This is a genomic window from Vitreimonas flagellata (assembly GCF_004634425.1).
Classification (GTDB): domain Bacteria; phylum Pseudomonadota; class Alphaproteobacteria; order Caulobacterales; family Aquidulcibacteraceae; genus Vitreimonas; species Vitreimonas flagellata.
Window position 1 is genome coordinate 1,073,085 of record NZ_SBJL01000001.1, and the last position, 24,354, is coordinate 1,097,438.

General features: G+C 63.5%; 32 protein-coding genes. 14 read left to right on the forward strand and 18 right to left on the reverse strand.

What is annotated here, in order from left to right; all coding sequences use genetic code 11:
• Window positions 1-19 precede the first annotated feature (19 nt).
• The 4 genes from alr to EPJ54_RS05530 are packed head-to-tail and all read left to right on the forward strand — an operon-like array spanning window position 20 to window position 3,074.
• Window positions 20-1,057: an alanine racemase gene (gene alr / locus EPJ54_RS05515; protein ID WP_275574747.1), complete on the forward strand. Its 1,038-nt coding sequence runs from the start codon at window positions 20-22 to the stop codon at window positions 1,055-1,057.
• A complete protein-coding gene (locus EPJ54_RS05520; RefSeq protein ID WP_420823034.1) occupies window positions 1,057-1,827 on the forward strand; it encodes an MlaE family ABC transporter permease in 771 nt (256 codons plus the stop codon). The genes alr and EPJ54_RS05520 overlap by 1 nt, the downstream gene beginning before the upstream one ends.
• Window positions 1,828-1,833: 6 nt before the next feature.
• Window positions 1,834-2,595, forward strand: a complete 762-nt coding sequence (locus tag EPJ54_RS05525) for an ABC transporter ATP-binding protein (RefSeq protein ID WP_135210650.1) — start codon at window positions 1,834-1,836, stop codon at window positions 2,593-2,595.
• Window positions 2,592-3,074, forward strand: a complete 483-nt coding sequence (locus EPJ54_RS05530; protein WP_135210651.1) for a hypothetical protein — start codon at window positions 2,592-2,594, stop codon at window positions 3,072-3,074. The genes EPJ54_RS05525 and EPJ54_RS05530 overlap by 4 nt, the downstream gene beginning before the upstream one ends.
• Here the strand turns inward: EPJ54_RS05530 and EPJ54_RS05535 are convergent.
• From EPJ54_RS05535 to EPJ54_RS05545, 3 genes are read right to left on the reverse strand one after another with little or no spacing between them, the layout of a single operon-like run.
• Window positions 3,071-3,478 carry an NUDIX domain-containing protein gene (locus EPJ54_RS05535; protein WP_135210652.1) on the reverse strand — a complete coding sequence of 136 codons (408 nt, stop codon included), beginning with the start codon at window positions 3,476-3,478 and terminating at the stop codon, window positions 3,071-3,073. The two genes, EPJ54_RS05530 and EPJ54_RS05535, sit on opposite strands and share 4 nt — an antisense overlap.
• Window positions 3,475-3,954, reverse strand: coding sequence for a glutathione peroxidase (locus EPJ54_RS05540; protein ID WP_135210653.1), 480 nt, complete (start codon window positions 3,952-3,954; stop codon window positions 3,475-3,477). Before EPJ54_RS05540 ends, EPJ54_RS05535 begins: the two co-directional genes overlap by 4 nt.
• Window positions 3,951-4,700: a TMEM175 family protein gene (locus EPJ54_RS05545; RefSeq protein WP_135210654.1), complete on the reverse strand. Its 750-nt coding sequence runs from the start codon at window positions 4,698-4,700 to the stop codon at window positions 3,951-3,953. Before EPJ54_RS05545 ends, EPJ54_RS05540 begins: the two co-directional genes overlap by 4 nt.
• A 54-nt stretch (window positions 4,701-4,754) precedes the next feature.
• Here EPJ54_RS05545 and radA point away from each other — a divergent pair, with 54 nt between their 5' ends.
• Window positions 4,755-6,122: a DNA repair protein RadA gene (radA, locus tag EPJ54_RS05550; RefSeq protein ID WP_135210655.1), complete on the forward strand. Its 1,368-nt coding sequence runs from the start codon at window positions 4,755-4,757 to the stop codon at window positions 6,120-6,122.
• A gap of 21 nt (window positions 6,123-6,143) precedes the next feature.
• On the opposite strand, the gene EPJ54_RS05555 is transcribed toward radA, so the two are convergent.
• A complete protein-coding gene (locus EPJ54_RS05555; RefSeq protein WP_135210656.1) occupies window positions 6,144-6,629 on the reverse strand; it encodes a hypothetical protein in 486 nt (161 codons plus the stop codon).
• Between the two features lie 78 nt (window positions 6,630-6,707).
• Complete coding sequence (locus EPJ54_RS05560; RefSeq protein ID WP_135210657.1) at window positions 6,708-7,076, reverse strand: hypothetical protein; 369 nt, start codon at window positions 7,074-7,076, stop codon at window positions 6,708-6,710.
• A gap of 170 nt (window positions 7,077-7,246) precedes the next feature.
• Between EPJ54_RS05560 and EPJ54_RS05565 the strand changes: the two genes are divergently transcribed.
• Window positions 7,247-7,651 carry a hypothetical protein gene (locus EPJ54_RS05565; protein WP_135210658.1) on the forward strand — a complete coding sequence of 135 codons (405 nt, stop codon included), beginning with the start codon at window positions 7,247-7,249 and terminating at the stop codon, window positions 7,649-7,651.
• A gap of 199 nt (window positions 7,652-7,850) precedes the next feature.
• On the opposite strand, the gene EPJ54_RS05570 is transcribed toward EPJ54_RS05565, so the two are convergent.
• Together EPJ54_RS05570 and EPJ54_RS05575 are read right to left on the reverse strand one after the other, a co-directional pair.
• Window positions 7,851-9,389 carry an acyl-CoA synthetase gene (locus EPJ54_RS05570; protein ID WP_135210659.1) on the reverse strand — a complete coding sequence of 513 codons (1,539 nt, stop codon included), beginning with the start codon at window positions 9,387-9,389 and terminating at the stop codon, window positions 7,851-7,853.
• 73 nt (window positions 9,390-9,462) lie between these two features.
• Window positions 9,463-10,503 (reverse strand): MBL fold metallo-hydrolase, encoded by a 1,041-nt coding sequence (locus tag EPJ54_RS05575; RefSeq protein ID WP_135210660.1) that lies wholly within the window; start codon window positions 10,501-10,503, stop codon window positions 9,463-9,465.
• 134 nt (window positions 10,504-10,637) lie between these two features.
• Between EPJ54_RS05575 and EPJ54_RS05580 the strand changes: the two genes are divergently transcribed.
• From EPJ54_RS05580 to EPJ54_RS05595, 4 genes are read left to right on the forward strand one after another with little or no spacing between them, the layout of a single operon-like run.
• Complete coding sequence (locus EPJ54_RS05580; protein WP_135210661.1) at window positions 10,638-11,237, forward strand: CvpA family protein; 600 nt, start codon at window positions 10,638-10,640, stop codon at window positions 11,235-11,237.
• A gap of 6 nt (window positions 11,238-11,243) precedes the next feature.
• Window positions 11,244-12,764 carry an amidophosphoribosyltransferase gene (purF, locus tag EPJ54_RS05585; RefSeq protein ID WP_135210662.1) on the forward strand — a complete coding sequence of 507 codons (1,521 nt, stop codon included), beginning with the start codon at window positions 11,244-11,246 and terminating at the stop codon, window positions 12,762-12,764.
• A 44-nt stretch (window positions 12,765-12,808) separates the two neighbouring features.
• A complete protein-coding gene (locus EPJ54_RS05590) occupies window positions 12,809-13,519 on the forward strand; it encodes an SDR family NAD(P)-dependent oxidoreductase (protein WP_135210663.1) in 711 nt (236 codons plus the stop codon).
• The gene (locus EPJ54_RS05595; RefSeq protein WP_135210664.1) at window positions 13,516-14,733 is read left to right on the forward strand and encodes a BaiN/RdsA family NAD(P)/FAD-dependent oxidoreductase; all 1,218 of its coding nucleotides are present in this window, start codon (window positions 13,516-13,518) and stop codon (window positions 14,731-14,733) included. Before EPJ54_RS05590 ends, EPJ54_RS05595 begins: the two co-directional genes overlap by 4 nt.
• On the opposite strand, the gene EPJ54_RS05600 is transcribed toward EPJ54_RS05595, so the two are convergent.
• From EPJ54_RS05600 to EPJ54_RS05650, 11 genes are all read right to left on the reverse strand, one after another.
• Entirely contained in the window at window positions 14,730-15,197 is a 468-nt protein-coding gene (locus tag EPJ54_RS05600; RefSeq protein ID WP_135210665.1) for a hypothetical protein, read from the reverse strand. The two genes, EPJ54_RS05595 and EPJ54_RS05600, sit on opposite strands and share 4 nt — an antisense overlap.
• Window positions 15,198-15,262: 65 nt before the next feature.
• Window positions 15,263-16,612, reverse strand: a complete 1,350-nt coding sequence (gene der / locus EPJ54_RS05605; protein ID WP_135210666.1) for a ribosome biogenesis GTPase Der — start codon at window positions 16,610-16,612, stop codon at window positions 15,263-15,265.
• Window positions 16,613-16,624: 12 nt separating this feature from the next.
• Window positions 16,625-17,998, reverse strand: a complete 1,374-nt coding sequence (locus EPJ54_RS05610) for an outer membrane protein assembly factor BamB family protein (RefSeq protein WP_135210667.1) — start codon at window positions 17,996-17,998, stop codon at window positions 16,625-16,627.
• The gene (locus EPJ54_RS05615; protein ID WP_167755589.1) at window positions 17,995-18,711 is read right to left on the reverse strand and encodes a tetratricopeptide repeat protein; all 717 of its coding nucleotides are present in this window, start codon (window positions 18,709-18,711) and stop codon (window positions 17,995-17,997) included. Before EPJ54_RS05615 ends, EPJ54_RS05610 begins: the two co-directional genes overlap by 4 nt.
• A gap of 59 nt (window positions 18,712-18,770) precedes the next feature.
• Window positions 18,771-19,631: a 3-methyl-2-oxobutanoate hydroxymethyltransferase gene (gene panB / locus EPJ54_RS05620; protein WP_135210669.1), complete on the reverse strand. Its 861-nt coding sequence runs from the start codon at window positions 19,629-19,631 to the stop codon at window positions 18,771-18,773.
• A gap of 86 nt (window positions 19,632-19,717) precedes the next feature.
• Window positions 19,718-20,119 carry a hypothetical protein gene (locus EPJ54_RS05625; protein ID WP_135210670.1) on the reverse strand — a complete coding sequence of 134 codons (402 nt, stop codon included), beginning with the start codon at window positions 20,117-20,119 and terminating at the stop codon, window positions 19,718-19,720.
• Entirely contained in the window at window positions 20,116-20,673 is a 558-nt protein-coding gene (locus tag EPJ54_RS05630) for an RNA polymerase sigma factor (RefSeq protein ID WP_135210671.1), read from the reverse strand. The genes EPJ54_RS05625 and EPJ54_RS05630 overlap by 4 nt, the downstream gene beginning before the upstream one ends.
• A gap of 10 nt (window positions 20,674-20,683) precedes the next feature.
• The gene (locus EPJ54_RS05635) at window positions 20,684-21,085 is read right to left on the reverse strand and encodes a DUF6249 domain-containing protein (protein WP_135210672.1); all 402 of its coding nucleotides are present in this window, start codon (window positions 21,083-21,085) and stop codon (window positions 20,684-20,686) included.
• A gap of 81 nt (window positions 21,086-21,166) precedes the next feature.
• Window positions 21,167-21,472 carry a hypothetical protein gene (locus EPJ54_RS05640; RefSeq protein ID WP_135210673.1) on the reverse strand — a complete coding sequence of 102 codons (306 nt, stop codon included), beginning with the start codon at window positions 21,470-21,472 and terminating at the stop codon, window positions 21,167-21,169.
• Window positions 21,462-21,995: an RNA polymerase sigma factor gene (locus tag EPJ54_RS05645; protein ID WP_135210674.1), complete on the reverse strand. Its 534-nt coding sequence runs from the start codon at window positions 21,993-21,995 to the stop codon at window positions 21,462-21,464. The genes EPJ54_RS05640 and EPJ54_RS05645 overlap by 11 nt, the downstream gene beginning before the upstream one ends.
• On the reverse strand, window positions 21,982-22,380 hold the full coding sequence (locus EPJ54_RS05650; RefSeq protein WP_135210675.1) for a hypothetical protein: 399 nt from the start codon (window positions 22,378-22,380) through the stop codon (window positions 21,982-21,984). The genes EPJ54_RS05645 and EPJ54_RS05650 overlap by 14 nt, the downstream gene beginning before the upstream one ends.
• A 92-nt stretch (window positions 22,381-22,472) precedes the next feature.
• On the opposite strand from EPJ54_RS05650, the gene EPJ54_RS05655 reads away from it, so the two are divergent.
• Genes EPJ54_RS05655 through EPJ54_RS05670 form a run of 4 tightly spaced genes read left to right on the forward strand, consistent with a single transcriptional unit; the run spans window position 22,473 to window position 24,354 of the window.
• Window positions 22,473-22,802, forward strand: coding sequence for an ArsR/SmtB family transcription factor (locus EPJ54_RS05655; RefSeq protein WP_239590771.1), 330 nt, complete (start codon window positions 22,473-22,475; stop codon window positions 22,800-22,802).
• The gene (locus EPJ54_RS05660; RefSeq protein ID WP_420823035.1) at window positions 22,799-23,437 is read left to right on the forward strand and encodes a glutathione S-transferase family protein; all 639 of its coding nucleotides are present in this window, start codon (window positions 22,799-22,801) and stop codon (window positions 23,435-23,437) included. The genes EPJ54_RS05655 and EPJ54_RS05660 overlap by 4 nt, the downstream gene beginning before the upstream one ends.
• A gap of 3 nt (window positions 23,438-23,440) precedes the next feature.
• On the forward strand, window positions 23,441-23,887 hold the full coding sequence (locus EPJ54_RS05665) for an SRPBCC domain-containing protein (RefSeq protein WP_135210678.1): 447 nt from the start codon (window positions 23,441-23,443) through the stop codon (window positions 23,885-23,887).
• Window positions 23,888-23,898: 11 nt separating this feature from the next.
• Window positions 23,899-24,354 carry an SRPBCC family protein gene (locus EPJ54_RS05670; RefSeq protein WP_135210679.1) on the forward strand — a complete coding sequence of 152 codons (456 nt, stop codon included), beginning with the start codon at window positions 23,899-23,901 and terminating at the stop codon, window positions 24,352-24,354.

A 24,354-nucleotide genomic window follows, 5' to 3' on the forward strand; every position in this document is an offset into this window, starting at 1 on the left:
AGCACCGCGGCTCGCGCGTCTGCGCGTCGATTACAACGCTGTGGCGGAGAACTGGCGCTTCTTCAAAAAGCGCGCGCCGAACGCTGCTGTCGCTGCCGTCGTCAAAGCCGACGCGTATGGGCTAGGCGCGGTGGCCGCATCACGCGCTTTGGCGCAAGCGGGCGCGCGCGCGTTTTTCACCGCAACCTCCGGCGAAGCGCTGCGCGTGCGCAAGGCGCTCGGCGAAGGCCCGCAAATCTTCGTGCTCAACGGCCCAAGCGAGAAAGACCTCGCGCACTACGCGGACGCCAAGCTCACGCCGATCCTGAACTCGATCGCGCAAATCAAAATCTGGGACGCGCGCGGCCCTGCCGGTCTGCACATCGACACCGGGATGAACCGACTTGGGCTTGGCCCCGAAGAGCTGACGCAAAGCATGGTCGCGCTGAAAGGCGCCTCGCTCGCCCTCGTGATGAGCCATCTCGCTTGCGGCTCTGACCTGAAGCACGAGATGAACGCCACCCAGCTGAAGCGCTTCATCGACGCCGCCTCGCTCTTTCCGCAAGCGCCGCTCTCGCTCTCCGCCACCGCGGGCGCCCTGATCGGCCCCGACTATCATTTCGATCTCATTCGTCCGGGCGTCGGCCTTTACGGCTCCGGCGGGCTGGACGCAGACAATCCGCAACTCATCCCTGCGGCGCTCATCGAAGCGCCCATCCTGCAAGTGCGCGACGTCGAGCCGGGCGAAAGCTTCGGCTATGGCGGCACGTTCACTGCGGCACAAAAGATGCGCACCGCCACCGTCGCACTCGGTTACGCGGACGGCTACTTGCGGTCGCTGAGCGGGCGCGGTTATGGCGTTCTGGGGGGCGTAAAGCGCCCAATTCTAGGACGCGTTTCGATGGATCTGATCATCCTTGATGTCACCGGCTGCGCGGAAGCGCAGCCCGGCGCGATGGTCGAATTTCTCGGCCCCAATGCACCATTGGACGATATCGCCGCACTGGCGGGTACTGCATCCTACGAAATCCTCACCACATTCGCTGGCACTGTGCGCAAGACCGGAGCCCGCACGTGATCAATCCCTTCACCTCGATCGGCCGCTCGACGCTCAGCATCTTCGCCGAGATCGGCCGTTTCTCCATGTTCGCCGCGCGCGCGGTCGCTGCGATCTTTTCGCCGCCCTATTTCGCCGGCCAACTCGGCCGCCAATGTTTTCAGATCGGCTATCTCTCGTTGCCCGTGATCGGCCTCACCGCCGTGTTCATTGGCGCAGCGCTCGCGCTCAACATTTATGTTGGCGGCGCGCGCTTCAACGCTGAGAGCTTCGTGCCCAACATCGTCGTGCTCGGCATCACGCGCGAACTTGGTCCCGTGCTCGCCGGCCTCATGCTCGCCGGCCGCGTCAGCGCCGGCATCGCGGCTGAGATCGGCACGATGCGCGTCACCGAACAGATCGACGCGATGACCACGCTCTCGACCGACCCGTTCAAATTCCTGATCGCACCGCGCGTGCTCGCCGCCGTGCTGACCCTGCCCGTGCTCGTGGCCGTCGCCGACATTATCGGCGTCATGGGCGGCTATCTCGTCGCCGTGAACAGCCTTGATTTCAACGGCGCGACCTATCTGCGCAACACATTCAACTTCCTCGAAACGCAGGACGTGGTGCTGGGCCTCACCAAAGCCGCTGTGTTCGGCTTCATCATCGCCGTGATGGGCGCCTATCAGGGCTACAACAGCTCCGGCGGCGCGCTCGGCGTTGGCCGCGCCACCACCAATGCCGTCGTCGGCGCCATCGTGCTGATCCTGGCGGTGAACTACCTCATCACCGCGTTCTTCGTGGAGTAGGCGCACATGACCGCGAAACTCCAACTCATTGGCCTCAAGAAAAAGCTCCGCGGCCGCCAAGTGCTCGATGGTGTCGATCTCGATGTCGCGCCCGGCAAATCGCTCGTCATCATCGGCGGTTCGGGCCAAGGCAAATCCGTCACGCTGAAATGCACGCTTGGCCTCATGAAGCCCGATGCCGGCCAAGTGTTGGTCGACGGCGCCGAGATCACCAAAATGCCGGCCGAGATCCGCGCCCGCGTGATGCGCAAATTCGGCATGCTGTTCCAGGGCGCAGCGCTTTTTGACTCGCTCAGCGTCTGGGAAAACATCGCCTTTCGCCTGATCTACGCCGACAACACGCCCCGTAAGGAAGCGCGCGAACGCGCCATCGAGACGATGCGCAAAGTCCGCCTGGCGCCCGAATTCGCCGACGTCCGCCCGATCGAACTCTCCGGCGGCATGCAAAAGCGCGCAGGCCTCGCCCGCGCCATCATCGCCAAGCCCGACATCCTCTTCTTCGACGAGCCCACCACCGGCCTCGATCCCATTACCGCCGACGCCATCAACGACCTCATCGTCGAAATGGTGAAAGAGCTGAATTGCGCCGCCGTCTCGATCACGCACGACATGCCCAGCGCGCGCAAAATCTCCGACGAAATCGCCATGCTCCACAACGGCAAAATCGTCTGGCGGGGTGCAACGAGCACGCTCGACACCAGCGGCAACGCGATGGTCGACCAATTCGTCGCCGGCCGCGCCGACGGTCCAATCCAGGCTGTGGTGTGATCGCGCCCGCGCCACCCACGCGCGCGCCGCACTACATCGACAACGAAGATCATGGCTGGCCGCTTGAGACGTGCGCCGGCTTCCTGATCGACACGCTCGCGGGCTGGGTCGCCAAGCCGTACGAATTTCGCGGCCATGCCAATGGCCGCATCTGGCGCCAGCGCGTCGACAAAACCAGCGCGCGGCTCCTCTTCGTCTCAGACCAAGGCGACGGCCACATCGATCTCAGCATCGATCCCAGCTTCTGGGTGCGCGCCGAGCTCTTCATCGTCGGCGAACTTAAATTCCGCGCCTGGATCGACGAGCCCTACGAAGAAAAAGATTTCTGGCCCGACGGCGCGGATGGCGTGACGCCAACAAACGGCGATCCACCCGGCCGCATCTCCAAGCGCGGCCGCTGGCTCCAATTCCGCCGCGTCGATTTCGGGTTGGCGCCCGCCGCAAGTGCGTATTGGGACGTTGCGGATATCTGGTCCTAAGCGCCCCTCAGCGCATCCGCCACGATCGTCGCGTGATCAAACGCCAGCGTCTTCTCACGCCAATCCGACACAAATGCCGCCGACGCCGCATCATCGCCGCCGCTCACAGCCGTACCATCCCATTCCACCAAGAACGCGACACTCACATTGTGCCCGCGCGGATCACGCGACGGATGGGAATAAACCCCAATCAACCGCTCCACGCGCCCAGATGCGCCCGTCTCTTCCTTCAGCTCGCGCAACGCAGCCTGCTCTACCGTCTCGCCCACATCGACGAACCCGCCCGGCAGCGCATAGCAACCCTTGAACGGCTCATGCCCGCGCTCGATCAACAGCAACGCGCCCGACGCATCGAACACGACGCAATCGACCGTCAGCAGCGGCGTCTTCGGCGGCCCTTTCATAGCGCCCGCGCAATCTCGCCATCGAGCGCTTCCGGCTTCGCCGTCGGCGGAAACCGCTTCAACACGCGGCCATCGCGGCCGACCAGGAACTTCGTGAAATTCCATTTGATCTTGCGCCCCAACAGCCCGCCGCCCTTCTCGCGCGTCAGATAGTCATAGAGCGGATGTGCGTTCGGCCCGTTCACGTCGATCTTCGCGAACATCGGAAACGTCACGTCATAGGTGAGCGAGCAGAAATTCTTGATCTCGTTCTCGTCGCCGGGCTCTTGTTTGCCGAACTGGTTGGAGGGAAAGCCCAGCACCTCGACGCCCTGCGCCGCATATTTCCGATGCAGCGCTTCCAGGCCCTTATATTGATACGTGAACCCGCACTGGCTCGCCGTGTTCACGATCAGCAGCACCTTGCCGCGATACTCGCCAAGCGACCGCTCCTTGCCGTCAATATCGCGCGCGGTGAAATCATAGATCGACGTCAAAGCTCTCTCTCCTGCATCGCCGGCGTCGGCTTGCGCGCCGGCTTCGGGTCCTGCGCCAAACGCGCGCCGCCCACAAAGATGAGCGGTCCAATCAACGCATACGCAAAGCCCGAGAACGCGGACCACGGCGCCGGCAGAAGCAGCGCGCCCAAAGCCGCCAACACGCCGACAAACACATGCACGCCCTGCTGCCAGATCGCAAACCGCGTCAGCTCGCGCTCACGCTGTGTCAGATCCAACGCATCGCCCTTGTTCAGCGCATGCGCATAGAGCGCAAAGAACACGCCAAACACCGCCGCATAGCCCAGCGACATCAGCGCTAGCGAAAATTCCGCCTCCGCCAACGTGAACGGCGCCGTTGGCGCGCCCGCCATCAGCGAGCGCACGAATTCCGCAAACATCGTGCCCAGATATTTGAGCGGATAAACGAAGAACAAAATGATGAAAAGCAGGCCCGCATTCAGGATCGTCGTCCACCCATCTTGCAGCGCGTAGCGGCGAAAGAAGATGTAGTGCGAATGCCAAATGACGAGCAGGATCGCGAACGCCGCCGCAAAGCCCGGAAACGCCCAAAGCTGCGCCTCCAATTCCGCTAAAGATCCCGGCGGCTGGCTCGACACCACAAGTAGCGTCAGCGCGAACGCAAACACCATATCCGACAGCGCTTCCACGCGCGTCGGATTCACCCCGCGCCAAGTAAAGCCGGCCTCGCCCTGTAATGGATGCAGATCACGCACGCTGGTCATACCACATGCGTTAGCAGAGGCGGCGCGCTAGGCTCAATGGCGAAGGATTCGAGAATGGCCAAAGACCACGTATTCACCTGCCAGGCGTGCGGCGCGATCTGGCCTAAATGGGCCGGCAAGTGCGAGGCGTGCGGCGAATGGAATACGTTGGTCGAGGAGACCTCGCGCACCGCCGTGCCCGGCGCGCTTGCGGCGCCCACCGGCAAGAAGAGCAAAGCCCTCACCTTTGTTGAGCTCACCGGCGAAGCCGATCCGCCCCCACGCCTGCCTACCGGCATTTCCGAATTCGACCGCGTCTGCGGCGGCGGCCTTGTGCCCGCCTCCGCCATCCTGATCGGCGGCGATCCAGGCGTCGGCAAATCCACGTTGCTGCTGCAAGCCGCCGCCGCCATCGCTCGTTCCGGCGCGCGCGTCGCTTACGTCACCGGCGAAGAAGCCGAAGCGCAAGTGCAAGACCGCGCCCGCCGCCTCAAGGCCGCCGACGCGCCCGTGCAACTCGCCGCGGAAACCGATCTCCGTAAAATCCTCGACGGCCTCAAAGCCATGAAGCCCGACGTCGTCATCGTCGACTCGATTCAAACCGTATGGGCCGACGGCGTCGAAGCCGCGCCTGGCACAGTCGCGCAAGTCCGCGCCTGCGCGCACGAACTCGTGCGCTTCGCCAAGAAGAGCGGCAGCGTGCTCATCCTCGTCGGCCACGTGACGAAAGACGGCCAGATCGCAGGCCCCCGCGTGGTCGAACACTTGGTCGACGCCGTGATCTATTTCGAAGGCGAGCGCGGGCTTCCGTTCCGCATTCTCCGCGCCGTCAAAAATCGCTTCGGCCCCACCGACGAAATCGGCGTGTTCGAAATGGTCGAGCAAGGCTTGATTGAGACGCCCAACCCATCCGCGCTCTTCATGGGCGGCGCCGGCGATCGGCCATCAGGTGCGGCCGTATTCGCCGGCGTTGAAGGCTCGCGCCCTGTGCTCGTGGAAATCCAAGCGCTCGCAGCCCCCACCGCCTACGGCACGCCGCGCCGCGCCGTCGTTGGCTGGGACAGCGCGCGCCTCGCCATGATCCTCGCCGTGTTGGAAACGCGCTGCGGGCTCTCGTTCTCTGGTCGCGACGTCTATCTCTCCGTCGCTGGCGGCCTGCGCATCACCGAACCCGCCGCCGACCTCGCCGTCGCTGCAGCGCTCATCTCCGCGCTCGTCGATCGCCCCCTGCCGACACACAGCGTCGTTTTCGGCGAAGTCGCCCTCTCCGGCGAAATCCGCCCCGCGGGCCGCACGGATCTGCGTTTGAAAGAAGCGGCGAAGCTGGGCTTCCAAAGCGCATTTGCGCCCCCACAAAAAAAGAGCGGCGGCGGCGCCGGCGTGAAACTCCGCGAGCTCAAACACATCGCCGACTTGGCTGCGGCGCTGGGCGTTGAGGATTGAGCATCGCCCACGCAGACGAAGCTATCCGTTGCGTGGCGACAGCGCCGTTGGCGCGCTGAACGATCCAAGCTCCTCACGCTGCTGTTCGATCCAGCGCTGCGTGGCCAAATTCGTAATGAGGCGAAGGCCTGGGCATCCACGGAATTCAATGGCGCACGCGTCCTGAAGAAGCCAGCGCGTGGGCGCGATGGTGATCTCTTGGTATCGAAAAAATAGCGGCTCATGCAGAAGCGAGAAGCCCGGCAACAGACTTACGAACAATCCCTCTCGATTGACGCCGAAGAGCGTAATCCCAGCGTAGTTTACCCAGCCAAAACTTAACCCCTGCAACACCATGTTCGTCCAGCGCCGCTTGAGCGGCCGCTGATCGTCTGGTGCGGCATAGACCTCCGCCAAGCGCCTCCAACGCCAACTGTTTCGGAAAAGCGCAAAGCCATAAAAGCTGGCAAACGCCAAAACGCCGACAGTCGCAAGATACACTTGCTCCAGGAACGCCCCGATAGCCACGTTGCTTTGCCCTTGCGCCGCTCCAGCCGAGTAAAGAGCTTAAGAGGGGGCGACTTAAGATGAATTGAAAGGCGACGCCTATTCGTCGTCCGCCAAAGCGCCCATGCAGCGTAAGACGTGGCTGGCGCTGATGGTTCCGTCTTGCGCGATATCGACGGCGCGCACGTCAGCGCACGCCTCCTGCATCGCCACATGTGTGCATGACGCGCCGGACGCTTCGCAACTGAAGCCCTGCGCGCGAAGGTCCGCCAGCAATTGCGCGCGCGTCACGCCCGACGCGTAGCGCGCCGTCACCGAGCGCGCGAAGGCGCTGTCTTCGCCATTTCCCGAAGCAGACCCGCGTTGGGAAAAATCAAGCGCCGGACGTCCAGGCAATTGCGCCAGAGCTTCGCCTGCACCGCAGCATGCAATTGCGAACACCAAAACCGACACGCCGATCTGCTTCATCCAAATCCCCAATATGCGGCCATTGCAGCCGTCTATCCCACTCTGAAGCGCTACATTACGACTGGCAATCGTGGAAAAACCCGAACGCAATCGGCAGTTTGCCCGCCGCGCGCGCCGAAGGCGGCAGGACTCTATCCGACCGAGTTCAAACCGACCGCACACTGGCCCGCATGAAACACACCGCGCCCACCATCACAGAGCATAGAAAGACCAGGCTGATCGCCTGGGCTCGTCTGCTGCTCTTCTGGGTCGGCGCGCTCATCTTTCGCGACAGCTTCGGCCGCATCAGCGAACGCCATCTACTGGCGCGCGGAGGGCAAGGGGCATCCGCCGAAACTGCGCATTACGCCAGCGCCGGCTTCTCCCGACGCACCCGCGTCCGCTCCATCACCCGCGCCGGCCGCGGCTCCTGGCTACGCAAGCGTTTGCAGCATCGCGATCTGCTCACACGCTTCCTGCTCATCGTGAACGCGCTCAACAATGTCGATTCGTTGGCCGACCGTGCAGCACGTCGTCTCGCGCGCGGCCTCACACGCCTCTTCGGCATCCGCCCGCCTCGTACGCCCACCGCATGAGCGCATCAGCACGCTGGCGACTCCGCCCGTGCTCGCCTCCGATAGCTCCTAAACCCGGACCGCCGGCGCCCGCGCCGGCATCTTTCAGCGCGCGCGATCGTCAAAGATGAGCGCGCAAACCAGCCATGCCGGCGCGGGCGCCGGCAGTCCAGACTCAACCGTGTGAAGCCGAGCTTCACGCGGCCAACGTGCTGCGCGCTTACACGATCTTGGAATCCGTCTTGCCCCAATACGCGTCACGGATCAGGCGCTTGTAGAGCTTTCCCGTCGGATGCCGGGGCAACTCTTCCATGAAATCGAGCACGCGCGGCGCTTTCACGTGGCTCAAATTCGCCCGCGCATAGGCCAGCAATTCCTCGCGCAGCGCATCGCCCGCTTCGCTCCAATCCGCAGGCTGAATCACGGCGACGACTTTCTCGCCCATCTCTTCATCTGGCGCGCCGACGACGGCGACATCCGTCACCTTCGGGTGCGTGACGAGCAAATTTTCGATCTCTTGCGGATAGATGTTCACGCCGCCCGAGATGATCATGAAGCTCTTGCGATCGGTCAGATAAAGGTAGCCATCCTCATCGACCCAACCGACATCGCCCAATGTCGTCCAACCGTGCTGATTGGTGTTCTCCGCCGCTTTGCCGGGATCGTTGTGATAGGCAAGCGGCGGGCCGTTGGCAAAATAGACGACGCCTTCGGTGCGCGCCGACACTTGCTCGTTGTCGTCATTGCAAATGCGCACTTCGCCGATCACGGCCTTGCCGACCGAGCCTTTGCGCTCCAGCCACGCTTGCGGACCGATATAGCAAAAGCCATTACCCTCGGTGCCGGCGTAATATTCGTAGATCACCGGTCCCCACCAGGCGATCATCTGCTCCTTCACCGGGATCGGGCACGGCGCCGCCGCATGAACGGCCGACACCAAGCTCGACACATCATATTTCGTGCGCACTTGGTCGGGCAGTTTCAGCATACGCACGAAATGCGTCGGCACGAATTGCGCGGTCTGGATCTTGTGTTTCTCGATCAGCGCCAAAGCTTGCTCGGGATCGAACTTCTCCATCACCACGACCGTGCCGCCCAGTCGCTGCACGCTCATGCACCAACGCAAGGGTGCAGCATGATAAAGCGGCGCGGGCGAGAGGTAGCGGCTCTGATCCGGGAAGTTGAAGAACGCTTTCGGCAACACCGTCAGCGCATCGGCGACATCGATATCGACGCCGCGCAACGGCGGCTTCACGCCCTTCGGCCGCCCGGTCGTGCCCGACGAATAGAGCATGTCCGAACCCGCCGTCTGATCGGCGATCGGCCCGGCCGGCATCGCATCGCGCGCTGCTTCGTAACTCGCATAGGCGCCCGTCGCGCCGCCGACAGCAAAGAGCTTCACGCCTTCCAGCACTGCTGGCAATTGCTCGAACACCGGGCCCACCGCCGGCGATGCGATCAACACCTGCGCACCGCAATCGCGTACGATGTATTCCACCTCGCCCGCCGTCAGCTTCGAAGAGATGCAGGTGTAATAAAGCCCCGCGCGCTGTGCGGCCCACGCGATCTCGAGATAGCGCGCGTTGTTCTCCATGAAGATCGCGATCACGTCGCCGACCTTCAGCCCCAACGAGCGGAACAATTGCGCCGTCTGGTTCGAGCGCGCGTCGAGTTCGCCGTAGGTCACCTGCTCGCCCGAACCCGCCATCACATAGGCGACGCGATCAGGGTCAGTCTTGGCGTGGGTCGCCGGATGCATGAGGTCCTCCCGCGCGGATTGTTTGCCGCTTGTTGGCGGGATTGGCCGGGCCGGGCGGCGCGATGTCAACGCCCTACGTGGCGGAAGGCGCAGCGCAATCCGGGCTGCGCCCGCCATTGGCGCGGAGGAAGCCCACGTAATACTCAGCCATTTGCCGGGCCATGATTTGGGCGCGTTCGTCGCCTGCGATGAAGGCGGCGATGTTCGTGCTCCAGGCGCTCGCGCACACGGACGCTTCCGCGTCGCTACTCACGCAATCCAGGAACGCACCAAAGGCCTGGCGATAGGTATCGAACTGCGCTCGATCCATCGCCGCCCCGTGACCGGGAATGGCGATGCGGAAGGGCGTCGCCCACACTTCATCCAGCGCCGTGCGCCACGCGTCCGGACACGCCGTCTCGAAGAAGGGCGCCGGAAACGTCACGAGATCGCCCAGCACGACGACACGCGTGCGCTGGTCGTAGAGCCAGATGTCCGCAGCACTCACCGCACCGTCCGTGATGTGCAGATCAAAGCGCCGGCCGGCGATCCGCGCGCGCTCACCGCGCTCGATCACCACATCAGGCCGCAAATCATCTGATGCGGCCATCGTGTCGATGAAGATTTGCACTTCTTCGCGCTGCACCGCGCTCAGCTGATCGCCCACGAGCATCCCGCGCGCACCGTCGAGATTGCGAGCGAGAAAGCCGCCCGGCGCCAGCACGCCGTCGATCGCGTTGGTCGCGTACACGGGTGCGTTCGGAAACACCGCCTGCACCCGGCCATTGCCGCTCGTATGGTCGAGATGCCAGTGCGTGTTCACAATTGCGGCCACTGGGCGCCGCCTCGCCTGCGCGAACGCCAGGATCGCATCGCTCTGCCAGCCGTGCCGTCCCGTATCAATCACGACTAAGCCTTCCGGCGCATCGAAGATGATCGTGTTCCCGTCCGGCCCGCGCTCGGGCAGGAAGCTTCCGGATAGAAGCGTCACGCCGGCGGCGATCTCCTGCGGCGCGATTTCAGGCGCGGCGGCGGCCTGGTCGCCTGCGACCAAGGCGAAGAGCAGCTCTGCGAACATGGAGAGCAGCATCCCCCGCCGCCCCGCCTCGCGCCCGCCGAAATCGACCAGCAGCATCAAGCCCACGACACGTTACGGGCTTTCAATCGGCCTCGGGCGCGTCTATCGATTCACCAAGCGCCCGAGAACACGGGGACGCAGGGGCCGCGGGCTGGCAAGAGCCGTGAGGCAGGAGTGGGGAGCGACACAGGATGGATCTCGGCTTCACTTGGTTTGATTTCGCCGCTTTGGTCGTGGTCGGCCTTTCCGCGGTCATGGCCTTCGCGAGGGGCTTGATTCGCGAAGTCTTTTCGCTGATCGCCTTCGCCGCCGGCGGCCTCGCCGGCTATTTCTTCGCCGGCCTCGTGGCTCCCTTCATCGAGCGCTTCACGCCACTTGAAGGCTTTCTCGCAGCGGTAGCGGGCGGCCTGCTTATCTTCCTGGTCGTGTTCATCGCCATTACCGTGGTCGTTTCGACCATGGCCAAGACCGTTCACCAATCCACCGAGATCGGCTCATTCGACCGCGCCGCCGGCCTCGCTTTCGGCGTCCTGCGCGGCGTGTTGTTCGTGGCAATTTTCTTCATTCTGCCGCTGCGCTTGGTTGGCCAGGACAGCCAAACGCCTGCAGATCCCATGCAAGACGCCGTGCGCGGAGCGCGCACTTATCCTATCTATGACGGCGTTGCGTCAGCGCTTGAGGCTGTCTTGCCTCGGGCCGGGGCGCGCGCGCGTGATATACTAGACCGTCAACAGGGCGAGTCGGCCCCGATTCCTCCCGCGGAACCGGAGCCGGAAGCCCCACCGACCTGAGGACACATGACCGCCGAGCGCCCCTCCCTTCGATTTGAACAGGCGCCGGCGGACCCGGTCGATAAATGGGCCGACGACGATAAGCCCCGCGAAGAATGCGGCGTGTTCGGTGTCTTTGGTTCGGAGGACGCTTCAGTCCTCACGGCCCTCGGCCTGCACGGCCTGCAGCATCGCGGCCAAGAAGGTTGCGGCATCGTCTCCTATGACGGCCGCTTCCATCACGAGCGCCACCTCGGCCTCGTCGGCGAGCATTTCTCCGGCGAGAACATGCCCCAGCGCCTGCCCGGCACCTCGGCCATCGGCCACACGCGCTACGCCACCCAAGGCGGCACTATTCTTCGCAACGTCCAGCCGCTCTTCGCTGATCTTGCACTCGGCGGCTTCGCCGTCGCCCACAACGGCAATCTCACCAACGCCCGCGATCTGCGCGAGCGCTTGGTCGAAGCCGGCGCGATCTTCCAATCGACCTCCGACACCGAATGCATTCTGCAGCTGATCGCCAAGTCGCGGAAAGCCAAGGTGGTCGAACGCTTCGTTGAAGCCTTGCACCAGATCGAAGGCGCCTACGCACTGGTCGCGCTCACCAACAATATGATGATCGGCGCACGCGATCCGATCGGCATCCGCCCGCTTGTGCTGGGCGACCGCGACGGCTCGCCGATCCTTGCCTCCGAGACCTGTGCGCTCGATATGATCGGCGCGCGCTTCGTGCGCACGATCGAGCCCGGCGAAGTGATCACCATCACCCGCCATATGGGCGAGATCAACATCGAGAGCCACTTCCCATTCCCGCGCCGCCCGGCGCGCTCGTGCCTGTTCGAGTTCGTGTATTTCGCGCGGCCGGACTCGGTGGTCGATGGCCGCTCCGTCTATGACGTGCGCAAGCGCATGGGCCGCCGGCTGGCGCAGGAAACCGGCGTCGAAGCCGATGTCGTCGTGCCGGTGCCAGATTCGGGCGTGCCGTCCGCGATGGGCTACGCGCTCGAAAGCGGCATCCCGTACGAACTTGGTATCATCCGCAGCCATTACGCCGGCCGCACCTTCATCCAGCCGAAGCAAGAGATCCGCCAACTCGGCGTTCGCCTGAAGCACGCCGCCAACCGCGAGGTGCTCAAGGGCAAGCGCGTCGTGCTCGTCGATGACTCGATCGTGCGCGGCACCACGTCGCGCAAGATCGTGCAGATGGTGCGAGAAGCCGGCGCGGCCGAGGTGCATTTCCGCTCCGCCTCGCCGCCGATCAAATTCCCAGACTTCTACGGCATCGACATGCCGAGCGTGGATCAGCTCATGGCTGCGCAGATGACGCTTGAGGAAATGCGCAAGTCGCTCGGCGTCGATACGCTGGGCTTCCTCTCGGTCGAAGGCCTCTATGCCGCGATGGGCGCGGAGCAGCGCAACGCCGCCGCGCCGCAATTTACCGACCATTGCTTCACCGGCGAATATCCAACGACGCTGACCGACCATGGCGCCGACCGCGCCGACAAGGATTTCCAACTCTCGCTGCTGGCCGAAAACGCCGCGGAATAAACTTATCCAACACCGCGGGCGCTGAGCTAAACTCAGCTTCGATCATGACTGACACATCCAAACGCATTGCCCTGGTGACGGGCGCCTCGCGCGGTATTGGCCGCGCTGTTGCTCTTGAACTCGCGCGCCAGAATTGGCGCGTCATCGTCATCGCCCGCGCCACCAAGGCGCTTGAGGCGTTGGACGACGAGATCAAGGCGCTCGGCGGCGAGGCCTCGCTCGTGCCGCACGATCTGCGCGATTATGATGGCCTCGATCGCTTGGGCGGGGCGCTGTTCGAGCGCTTCGGCCAACTCGATGGTCTCGCCGCCTGCGCCGGCGTGCTGGGCTCACTGACGCCCGCACATCAAGTCACGCCCTCGATCATGGAAGAGACGTTCGGCGTGAACTACATCGCCAATTGGCGCCTGATCCGCGCCATGCACCCGCTGCTGCGCGCCTCCGATGCAGGCCGCGCCGTGTTCGTGACGTCCGGCGCGTCGAAGAACCCGCGCGCGTATTGGAGCCCATACGCCGCCTCCAAAGCCGCACTCGACGCGATGGTCACGTCCTACGCGGCCGAACTCAACGTGACGCCGATCAAGGCCAACCTCTTCAACCCCGGCCCCACGCGCACAGCAATGCGCGCCAAGGCGTTTCCCGGCGAAGACCCGATGACGCTGCCCACCCCGGAAGATGTCGCGCCTTCCATCGTCGCCATGCTCGCCCCGAGCTACACGCAAAACGGCGCGTGGGTTCAGTTCGAGCGCAAATGAGCAGCGCGATGGAGCGCTACGACAGCATCATCATTGGCGCCGGCGCTGCGGGGCTTTATGCGGCGTTTCATGCGGGCCGGCGCGGGCGGCGCGTTTTGCTGCTGGAGCACAATGCGGAAGTCGGCGCGAAGATTTTGATCTCCGGCGGCGGGCGCTGCAATTTCACCAATCTGCACGCCGCCCCCGATCGCTTCATCTCCGCCAATCCGCATTTCGCACGCTCGGCGCTGGCGCGGCACACGCAGCACGACGTCCTCGCGCTTATCCAGAAGCACCGCATCACGCATTACGAAAAGACGCTCGGGCAACTCTTCTGCGACGGCGCGCGCTCGTCACAAAAGATCGTGCGCATGCTGCTCGATGAATGCGCGGCAGCGAACGTGGACATTCGCACGCTCTACCGCATCAATGCCGTCCAACGCAGCGACCGTTTTGTCGTCGACACGATGATGGGCGCGTTCGAGAGCGCGACGCTGACCATCGCCACCGGCGGCTATCCGATCCCGAAACTTGGTGCGACAGGCTTTGCCTTCGACATCGCCGAGCAATTCGGCATTCCCGTCATTGAAACCCGCCCCGGCCTCGTGCCGCTGACCTTCGCTGACTCTGACCTTGCTTGGATGCGTCCGCTCTCTGGCGTCTCCGCCAACGTGATCGCGCGCGCAGGCAAAGCGTCATTCCGCGAAGCCGCACTCTTCACGCATCGCGGCCTCTCAGGGCCGGCGGTCCTGCAAGCCTCGTCCTATTGGCGCATAGGCGAGAGCATCAGCATTGATTGGCTGCCCGACGCGCCCGAAGACGCACTCGCCGCCCGCAAACGCGAACGACCAAAGGCGCAATTGAAAACCGTGATGGCGGAATTCATGTCCGAGCGCTTGGCGACGGCGTTGCTCCAATCTTGGACCGCCGGAATCCTCGCCGGCGAGACGCCGGCGGTCCAAGAAATTGGCGCGTTCAAAGACAGCGCACTGATCGACCTCATGCGCAGCTGCAAATCCTTCACGCTCACACCGAATGGCGATGAAGGCTATGCGAAAGCCGAAGTCATGGTCGGCGGCGTCGACACCAACGCGCTCTCGCAACAAACAATGGAAGCGCGCGCCGTACCTGGCCTCTTCTTCATCGGCGAAGCCGTCGACGTCACCGGCTGGCTCGGCGGCTATAATTTCCAATGGGCCTGGTCCAGCGGCTGGGCCGCGGGCCAAGTAATCTAGTTTTCGAAACGCTTGGCGATAAGCGCGATCGGCACGCCCACGAGCAGCGTGTGCGCGAGCAGGCCGCCATAGAAGAATTGATTGAATTCGGGCGCCTGGATCACGCCATCGCCCGCCGCAGAGAACGGCACGACGATGAAATTCATCACCGCGTAGAGCCCGAGCCCGTACACGATCCCGCTCAACAGCGGCGTGCGATTGAGCGCAGGTGCGGCGCGGCTCGCCGCGACGAAGAACGCGGCCATGATCGTCGTCATGACAAAGTGAAGCGCGAGCCCAAGCGCGGCTGTGTTCCAGCCGCCCGCCACCGCCGCGTCGCGTCCGAGCAAGCCAGCCGCCACGGATTGGAATATCCGCTGCGGGGCCACGTCATGGGCGATGTTCCAATGTGCGCAGGCATAGGTGATGTCGAGCGCGCCGGCGACGAGCCCGCCGAGCAAAGTCGCGGTGAACGGCTTGGCCATGTGATCCTCCCGCGCCGAGCTAAGCGCCCAGTGCGGAGACCAGCCAATTCATTTGCGACGAACGCCTAGGACTTGTCTTCGTCGAACGGGTTCTTACCAGCTTTGACGATCAGACGGATCGGGGCGGCGTGCATGTCGAACGCGTCACGCAGACCGTTGACGAGATAGCGCTTGTAGCTTTCCGGCATGTCTTCCGCGCGCGAGCAGATGAGCACGAAGGTCGGCGGGCGTGCTTTGATTTGCGTGAGATAGCGAGGCTTGATGCGCTTGCCATGCACCGCCGGCGGCGGGTGGCGCGCGATCGTGGCGTAGAGCCAGTCGTTCAAATCTTTGGTTTTGATCCGCGCGGTCCAATCGTCGTGCGCTTCTTCGACAGCACTCATCACGCGGTCGAGGCCGACGCCGGAGAGTGCGGCCACGGTGACGAGCGGCGCGCCACGCGCTTGCGGCAAGCTTTCACGCGCGACCAGCTTCATCTCTTCAAAGTGCGCGCGGCTGTCCTCGATCTGATCCCATTTGGCCAGCACGAACACGAGTGAGCGGCCTTCGCGAATGACGAGATCAGCGATGGTGAGATCTTGTTTCTCGAACGCCTCGCGCGCGTCCATCACCAGCACGCACACATCGGCGAAGCGGATCGCGTGCAACGTCTCACCAACGGACATGCGCTCGAGCTTGGCCTGCACCTTCGCCTTCTTGCGCATGCCGGCGGTGTCGATCAAGCGATAGGGTTTGCCGTTCCAGGTCCAATCGATGGAGATCGAGTCGCGCGTGATGCCGGCTTCTGGGCCAACGAGCAGGCGGTCCTCACCGATCAGCGCGTTCACCAGCGTGGATTTGCCCGCGTTGGGCCGGCCGACGATGGCGATGTGCACCGGGCGCTTGGGCTTGTTGGCGGCTTCCTCTTCATCGCCGCCGGGGACAGGCGCGTGCGCGGCGATGGCGCTGAACAGCTCGGCCATGCCTTCGCCATGCTCGGCCGAAAGTGCAATCGGTTCGCCCAAGCCCAACGCATACGCTTCGTTCACGCCGCCCACGCCCGCGCGGCCTTCGGCTTTGTTCGCCGCGAGGATCACCGGCTTGTTCGATCGCCGCAGCATGGCCGCGAACGATTCATCAAGCGGCAGCACGCCTGCGCGCGCATCGACGAGGAAGAGGATCACATCGGCTTCACGAATCGCCGTTTCCGTCTGCTCGCGCATGCGGCTTTCGAGCGAGGAATCCGTCGCGTCCTCGAAGCCAGCGGTATCGATCAGCGTAAAATCGAGATCGCCCAGACGCCCTGGCGCTTCACGCCGGTCGCGCGTAACGCCCGGCGTGTCATCGACGATCGCGAGCTTCCTGCCCGCGAGACGATTAAAGAGCGTTGACTTGCCGACATTCGGCCGCCCGACGATCGCGAGCTTGATCGTCATGGACGGCCAACATCAACGCAGGACGACGAGGTTGGCCTCGTCAGTCACGATGTAAATCTGATCGTTGGCAACGATCGGCGGAATGAAGACAGGCTTGCCGACGTCGGCTGTCGCCACCGTCTGGCCGCTCTCCGGCGTCACGGCGATGACCTCGCCGAGCGAGTTCGCCAGCACGAGACGGCCCCCGATCATCACCGGGCCCGTCCATGAGACACGTCCTTCGCGGCCGCTCTCATTCTCGAAGCGGCGCAGCTGCTGAACCCAATACGCGTTGCCGGTGTTGCGGTCGAACGCGGCCAGCGCGCCGTCAGTGCTGACAGCATAGAGCACGTTGCCGGCGATGAGCGGGGTTTGCGTGGAGGCGAACGCACGCGCCCAGCCGCGTTGGCCGGAGCGCACGTCGATCGCGGCGAGCACGCCGGAATGGCTTGCAGCGAAGACAATGCCATTGTCGAGCACCGGACGGCCTGCGATGTCGTTAATGGCGGAGAGCGACGTCAGCTGGCCCGAACGCGAAAGCGCATCTGACCACAAGCGACGACCGTTGCCGCCGAGCAGCGCCACCAATTCGCCCGAGGCAAACGGCGCCACCACCGTGTCGCCATCAACGGCAACACTGGTCGCAGAAAGAATGCGCGCCGGCTCCGCGATCGCTTGGTAATTCCACAGCACTTCGCCACTACCCGCGTCGATCGCGAGCAATTCACTGTCGTTGGTGATCGCGTACACGCGCGAGCCAAGCACGGTCGGCGCCGATTGGAACGGCGCGTCGGCTTGGCGGCGCCAGACTTCTTCGCCCGTGTTCGCGTCAAGCGCCGCGATGAAGCCGAAACCGGTGGTCACAAAGACGCGGCCGCCAGCGGCCGCAACGCCACCGCCGCGGGCGACGCGATCGCGCGAGTCACGCGGGCGCAAATTCTCGCTCCACAGACGCGAACCGTCAGTGGCGCTGAGCGCGTGCAGGCGATGATCCGCATCAAGGAAGAAAAGATTTCCGCCAGCGATCACAGGCGGCGCTGCGATCTGTGCGTTGTTGTTGGAGCCTTGGCCGAGATTGGCGCGCCAGGCGCGTTGCAGCACCGCCGAGCCCGTCGAAGGCGGCGGCGAATTGTCGGCCGTGCCGCCCGGTTGGCTCCACTCCACGACCTGCATAGGCGGCGGCACAACGATGGTCTGCGACGCAAGCGCAGGATCGGCGGAGAGCTCCTGCTCAAACGCGAGGATCGAGATGCGGCCGTCTTCGGGAGCGGTTTGGCGTGGGGCGTCATCGCCGCCGTTGAACGGCCACACCGCGTCGCCGACCCGGCTGACAGTCGAGCATGCGGAGAGAGCCGCCGCAGCGGCAAGCGCAGCGATGGGACCCAAGCTACGGGTGATGCGGCTCATTCTGTTTCTCCTTCGGATGGCGCCGGCGCGGCAGCGCCTTCCGTTGAACTTGATGCGGGCGCGGGGCCCACAACCGCAAGCGCGATTTGCGCGCGCTGACGCACCGCTTCGGGTGCGTCGAACGCGAGTGCGAGGCTCTCCAGCGTTTGACGCGCGAGATCGAGATTGCCGCCTTCCCAGGCTTCGATCGCGAGCAATTCGCGCGCGAGATAGGAGATGCGGCCTTCGCCTTCGATCAACGGCTGCAGACGCGTTTGCATCGCGGCGAGGTCTTGCGTCTCTGCGGCGATGTAGGCGGCGCGCAATTGCGCGGTCTCGCGCATCACCGGATCGCGCGCAGCTTCGGCGGCGGCGTCAAATTCGGCGAGTGCTGCTTCGAGGTCGCCTTGCGCCTGCAACACAGCGCCGTGCTCCAGGCGCGCCATGGTGCGGAAGTGTTGCGGACCTTCATCGCGAAGCCGCTCGAACTCAGCCTTGGCGCCGTCGAGATTGCCGGAGGTCAGCATTTGCTGGGCGGCGAGATATTGGTCGGAATGTTCGCGTGCGGTGCTCACCGAATACCAGCGCCAACCCTGCCAAGCGGCGACGCCCAGCACGATGGCCAGCAGCGCGCCGCCAATCCAAATGCCGTTGTTCCTGAAAAACTGAAGTACCCGGTCCTGGCGTAGACTCTCGTCGACTTCCTGGACAAATGAATCGGTTTCGTTGGTCACGCCTGCTTCCTGGCCAAGCTCGCGAATCCGCGAACCGCCCCCCTAAAATCGCCGGCAAGCTAGCCGCGCTTGTCGCCCTGGGCAACGCGGGCTTGCCTTGCCTTGCTGAGGGAATAGGTCTCGGCTGCGGCAGGAAAACGGCGGGCGCGAACATCGGCGGCATATCCAGAGGCCGCTTTGTCGATTTCGTCCTTCAGATTGGCGTAGCGGCGGACGAATTTCGGGGTCCAACCGAAGAGCCCCAGCATGTCATCCACAACTAGTATCTGGCCGTCGCAGTCCGCAGACGCGCCAATGCCTATCGTGGGGGCTTTGACGGCGGCGGTGATTTCGGGGGCAAGCGTCTCATCCACGCCTTCCACCACAATGGCGAAGGCGCCGGCTTCATCCGAGGCGCGGGCGGCTTCGAGGATGGCGGCGCGCTCGGCTTCGTCCCGGCCTTTGGCCTTGAACTTACCGTCGATATTCACGGCCTGCGGCAAGAGGCCGACATGGCTCATCACCGGGATGCCGCGATCGACCAGGAATTTCACGGTCGGCGCAACGGTGGCGCCGGCTTCGACTTTGACCGCCTGCGCGCCGGTTTCCTTCAGAATCCGCGCGGCATTGGCGTAGGCGAGCTCGGGGCTGGCCTCATAGGAACCGAACGGCATGTCCACGACCACCATGGCCTTCTTGGCCGTCCGCATCACGGCCTGACCGTGAAGGATCATCATTTCCATGGTGACGCCGACCGTGCTCGGCAGGCCGTGCACCACCATGCCAAGGGAATCCCCCACGAGCAGCAGGTCGCAATGGTCGTCGAGGATTTCGGCCATCGGCGCCGTGTAGGCAGTCAGGCAGACGATCGGATCGCCGCCCTTACGGGCGCGGATGTCCGGGGCGGTGATGCGACGTGGAGCTTCAGAATGGCGCGACATGCGGACCTCCCATGATCCTTTGTTGCGCTGCACATAATGGGCCGGAGGCTGTTACGCCAGCTTAGTCGCCTGCTGGGGCTGAGCTTTTAGTCCTGGGCGGCCTTGTAGGCCACCGCACCACCGATCAAAGCGCCCGTCGCCAGCAGGATTTGCGTCATGCCGAGGCCGATCGATTGCATCAGTCCAACGCCAGCCGTTTCGGCGGCGGCGGAGATTTGCGGGCCATTGCTGATCGCGCCTTGCAGGCGAGCGGCTTCGATACTCGCCGACGCGATGAGGTCTGGGGCGAACACGCCAATTACGGAATAAAGGCCCCAGGCCGTGGCGGCAGCGCCAGCCATGACGCCGACGGTTTGAGTCCAAGACCGAACCTTCGCCGCGCGTTCGACGCGCGCGACACTGTGACTGACGTTAACGCTGAAGCCAGCGTCAGCCGGTTCTTCGATCTCCGCGAAGGAGCTTTTCAGCAAGGCGTTGAAGTCACTCATGTCGCCGGTTCCAATAGCCGTCTCAGTTTATCCGTTCCCCTTAGAACGTGGGATTTCACCGTGCCGAGGGGAAGACCGGTGATTTCTACAATTTCAGCGTGGCTTAACCCTTCTCCGTGGTTCAGCGTCACACATAGTCTCTCCGCATCAGACAACCTGGCAAGAGCCTTCTCCAGGTCAATCTTCGCGCCGGCCGCGGCCTCCGGCGTGGAATCCTCTGACGCGATGGGCGATGCGTCGTCGATTTCCTCGAACACGGCCTTCTGGCGACGCTTCGCCATCAGGAACGTGGTCACCGCAATCCTCCTAAACCAACCCGGAAAAGCGGCGGGGGTTTCCAGATCCCGCAATCTTTCCCAAGCCTTAACGAACGCGTCCTGGGCCAGATCGTCCGCTTCTGCGTGGCTTTGGCACATCCGCCGGAGCAGGCTTCGCGCCCAGCCTTGGCGACGTTTCACAAGCTCCCCGAACGCTGCCTGGTCCTTGGCCTGTGCTGCTATAATCAGCGCAGCTTCCGTGGCCTGAGCCAGATTGAGGAGCCCCCGTGACGCCACCTAGCAAATCTCACTCACCCTTCTGCTTGGTCGAATAATCCACGATAGCCAGAAGTAGGAAGGCCAAACCGAGCGAACCCAGGATCGCCGCCGGCACAAGCATACCGCCCAGCGCGCTGCCTGAAGGTTCAAAACCATTGATGGCGAAGCCGGCCATCACGAAGCCCAGCGCCAAGGCAATCAGCACCACGCCGCTGCCGAGCGAAGACCGCGCCTTATCTGGTTTAGGCTTGGTTGTGCCTTCTGTCAGCTGACGCAAAACCGTGGGATCGAGGGTCTGTCCTTTTTCCAACGCCTGCGAAAGCAGCTGGTGCGCGGACTGCTTGGTGCGCTCCTTCAGCCAGATCGGCACCAGGATAATCGCCGCCAGAAATCCAAAAAACACAAACGGAACAAAGACATCCGCATCCATTTTATCGTGCTCCATAGCCCAGGGTCTGCGCCCGTTGACATATAGATGCGCTGATCCGGGCCATTGGATGCAAGAGACTTATTAGCGCGCCCGACCGAAGGCAGTCCGCCGCGCACCGCTGAGCGCCCAAACTGCCGCCACGGCCCCCAAAGCCAAGGCCACGTCCTCGGTCGCGCCAGGGTTCGCCGCCAGCAACCCTGCCAGAGGCAGGGCCGCCGCCACGACTAAAGTTCCCAGAACGCCGCCCCAAATGACCCGCCGGCCCATGGCGGCGCGGAACCGCTCTTCCTCGGCCCGGCGCATGACGAGCAGGGTGAAGTGCATGTCCTTGGCGGGTGCGGCCGGCGCACCGAGCGCGCGGTTCAGACGCTCTTCGCTATTCATCATGCGTCTCCAACGCTTTGAGCAGGCGTTCGCGCCCGCGCGCCACATGCGATTTCACTGTGCCAAGCGGCTGGTTCAAGATTGCGGCGGCTTCGCTGTGAGAAAAGCCCTCGCATAAACACAGCGCCACCGCAGCGCGCTCATCGTCCGGCAAATCCGCCATCGCGCGCGCGACAGCAATGCGATCTTCGAGCGGCGCGCCGGCTTCGCCCTCGTCTTGCCGAGAGAGCCACTCATAGTCGCGCTGAGCGCCGCGATCGTGGCCGCGACGGGCATCGCGCGCGATGCGATAGCCGATACCGCACACCCACGAGGCAAAGCTTGAGCGGCCTTCAAAGCGATCAAGTTTGCGCCACGCGGTCACGAACGCCTCCTGCGCGAGATCGTCTGCATCGGCCCAATGCCCTGCGAAACGCCTCATAAAACCTCGTATTTTCTGTTGATGCGCATCGACCAACGCAGCGAACGCGCGGGCGTCCCCCTTGCGTGCGGCCGCGATGAGGCGCGCGTCGTCATGGGCGGTCATCGTGCTTGCGCTGGCCAGGACGGAAAATCGCAAGCGCTGCGCATCCAAGCGCCGCTGCACTCATTACAGCGGCAACGAGCATGAAGCGATCACGCTGATCGCCGGCGTCCGCCACGCCGAAAGCGATCCAAAAGCCGATCGCGAGCGTTGCAAACATCAGCGCTTCACCCCACGGTCGCTTCGAGAGGCCGAGATTGGCGTAAGGCTCGGGCTCAAGCTGATCATAGACTTGTTGCGGCGGTTCGCGGCCCGCCTCGATCGCCGCTCTGATCACATCGAGCGCCTGTGTGCGCCGCTTGTGCTCAAGCCATGACATCCAGGCCTGCAGACCAACGCCCACGAATATTGCCGCCGCAATCAGCGCCGCCACACTCGAGTTTTCCATGCCAAGTCTCCGTTTCGCACCTTTGTAGCCACGCCCCCGCTTTTTGGATGCGTCCTCTTGCCAGTAGATACTTAGGCATATACTTAAGTGTTATGTTCAGAGATACGACGCTCGATCTGGCCTTTCAGGCCCTGGCTGATCCCAGCCGCCGCGCGATGGTGGATCGCCTGACCCAAGGTCCCGCCTCGGTCAGCGAATTGGCCAAGCCGTTGGCGATGTCGCTGCCGGCGGTGATGCAGCATTTGCAGGTGCTTGAAGCGAGCGGGCTGGTCGTGTCGGAGAAGGTTGGCCGCGTGCGGACCTGCCGCATTGAGCCGAAAGCCCTCAGCCAAGCTGAACAATGGATCGCCGAACGCCGCGCCCTCTGGGAGCGCCGCCTCGATCGTCTGGGTCAATTTCTCGACGAAACGGATAACGACTGATGCTCACACTCTATGGCCACCCGATCTCGTCGTTCACGTGGAAAGTGCTGATGGCGCTCTACGAGAACGACACGCCGTTCGACTTCGTAACGGTCGATCAGAACACCTATGCGGACTTCATCGCCAAATGGCCGATGGGCAAGTTTCCGGTGCTCCTCGATAGCGACCGCAAATCGATGACCACGGAAACCTCCGTGATCATCGAATATCTCGACACCTATTATCCGGGCACACAGCGTTTCATCCCCCAGAACATCGACGCAGCACTTGAGGTGCGCCGCTGGGATCGCGTGTTCGATCACATCAATACGACGATGTCGAAAGTGGTGGTCGATAACATCCGACCCGAGGGACAGCGCGATCCCTTTGGCGTGGAAGAAGCCAAGCGTGTCGTTCATGCCGCCTACGCAGTCGTGGAAACGCAGCTCGGCGATCGCGAATTCGCGGTCGGCGATAGTTTCACGATGGCCGATTGCGCCGCGGCGCCGGCGCTTTGGTATGCGACGCGCAACGTCCCGCTTAGGAACAAATACCCGCGCATCGCCGCCTATCTTGAGTGTTTGAAAGCCCGGCCATCGTTCGCGCGCGCGGTGAAAGAATCCGAGCCGTTCTTCCACATCTATCCGGGAGCTTAACCCATGAGCGCACTTGCCCACGGCACCATGGTGATGGAGCGCACCTACAACGCTTCACCGGCGCGCGTGTTCAACGCGTGGGGCGACGTCGAAGCCCGCACGCGCTGGTCCGCGCCGACGCCCGCCGACAAGCTCGTCTACGAAGCGCAGGACTTCCGCGAAGGCGGTCTCGACATCTCGCATTGCGGCCGCGACGGCGAATTGGATTACACCGCGCGCGTCACTTATCTCAGCATCGAGGCGAATGCGCTGATCGTGTTCACCGAGACGGTGTCCTATCGCGGCGAACGCAAATCGCATGCGCAGATCAGCGTCGAACTCTTTCCGGCCGGAAGCGGCACGCGGCTTCTGCTCACCATGCAGATCGCCTCATTCGACGGACCCGGCATGATTGCCGGTTACGACGAAGGCTGGACAGCCGCACTCGACAATCTCGCTTCGGAATTCTGAAGGACAAAGCAATGCCAAGCTCAACGACACACGCCACGTTCGTGATCGAACGTGAATACAAAGCCGCGCCCGCAAAAGTGTTTGCGGCGTTCTCGAACCCGGAATCAAAAATCCGATGGTTTGGCGGACCGGACGACTGGGAGAAATCGAACTATAAACTCGATTTCCGCGTCGGCGGACGCGAAAGCGTCAGCGGCGGCCCGCCAGGCGGCACGGTGCATTATTACGACGCGCTGATCATGGACATCGTCGAGAACGAACGCCTGATCATCGCCTACGAAATGCATCTGGACGAGACGCGTATTTCCGTCTCGCTCGGCACCACCGAATTTTACGCAAAAGGCGGCGGCACGCGGCTTGTTTACACCGAACAGGGCGCCTTTCTCGACGGTTTTGACGATGCGGGCGGTCGCGAACGCGGCACGCAAGAACTGTTCGATCAGCTCGCCGCCTTCCTCGACACCTGA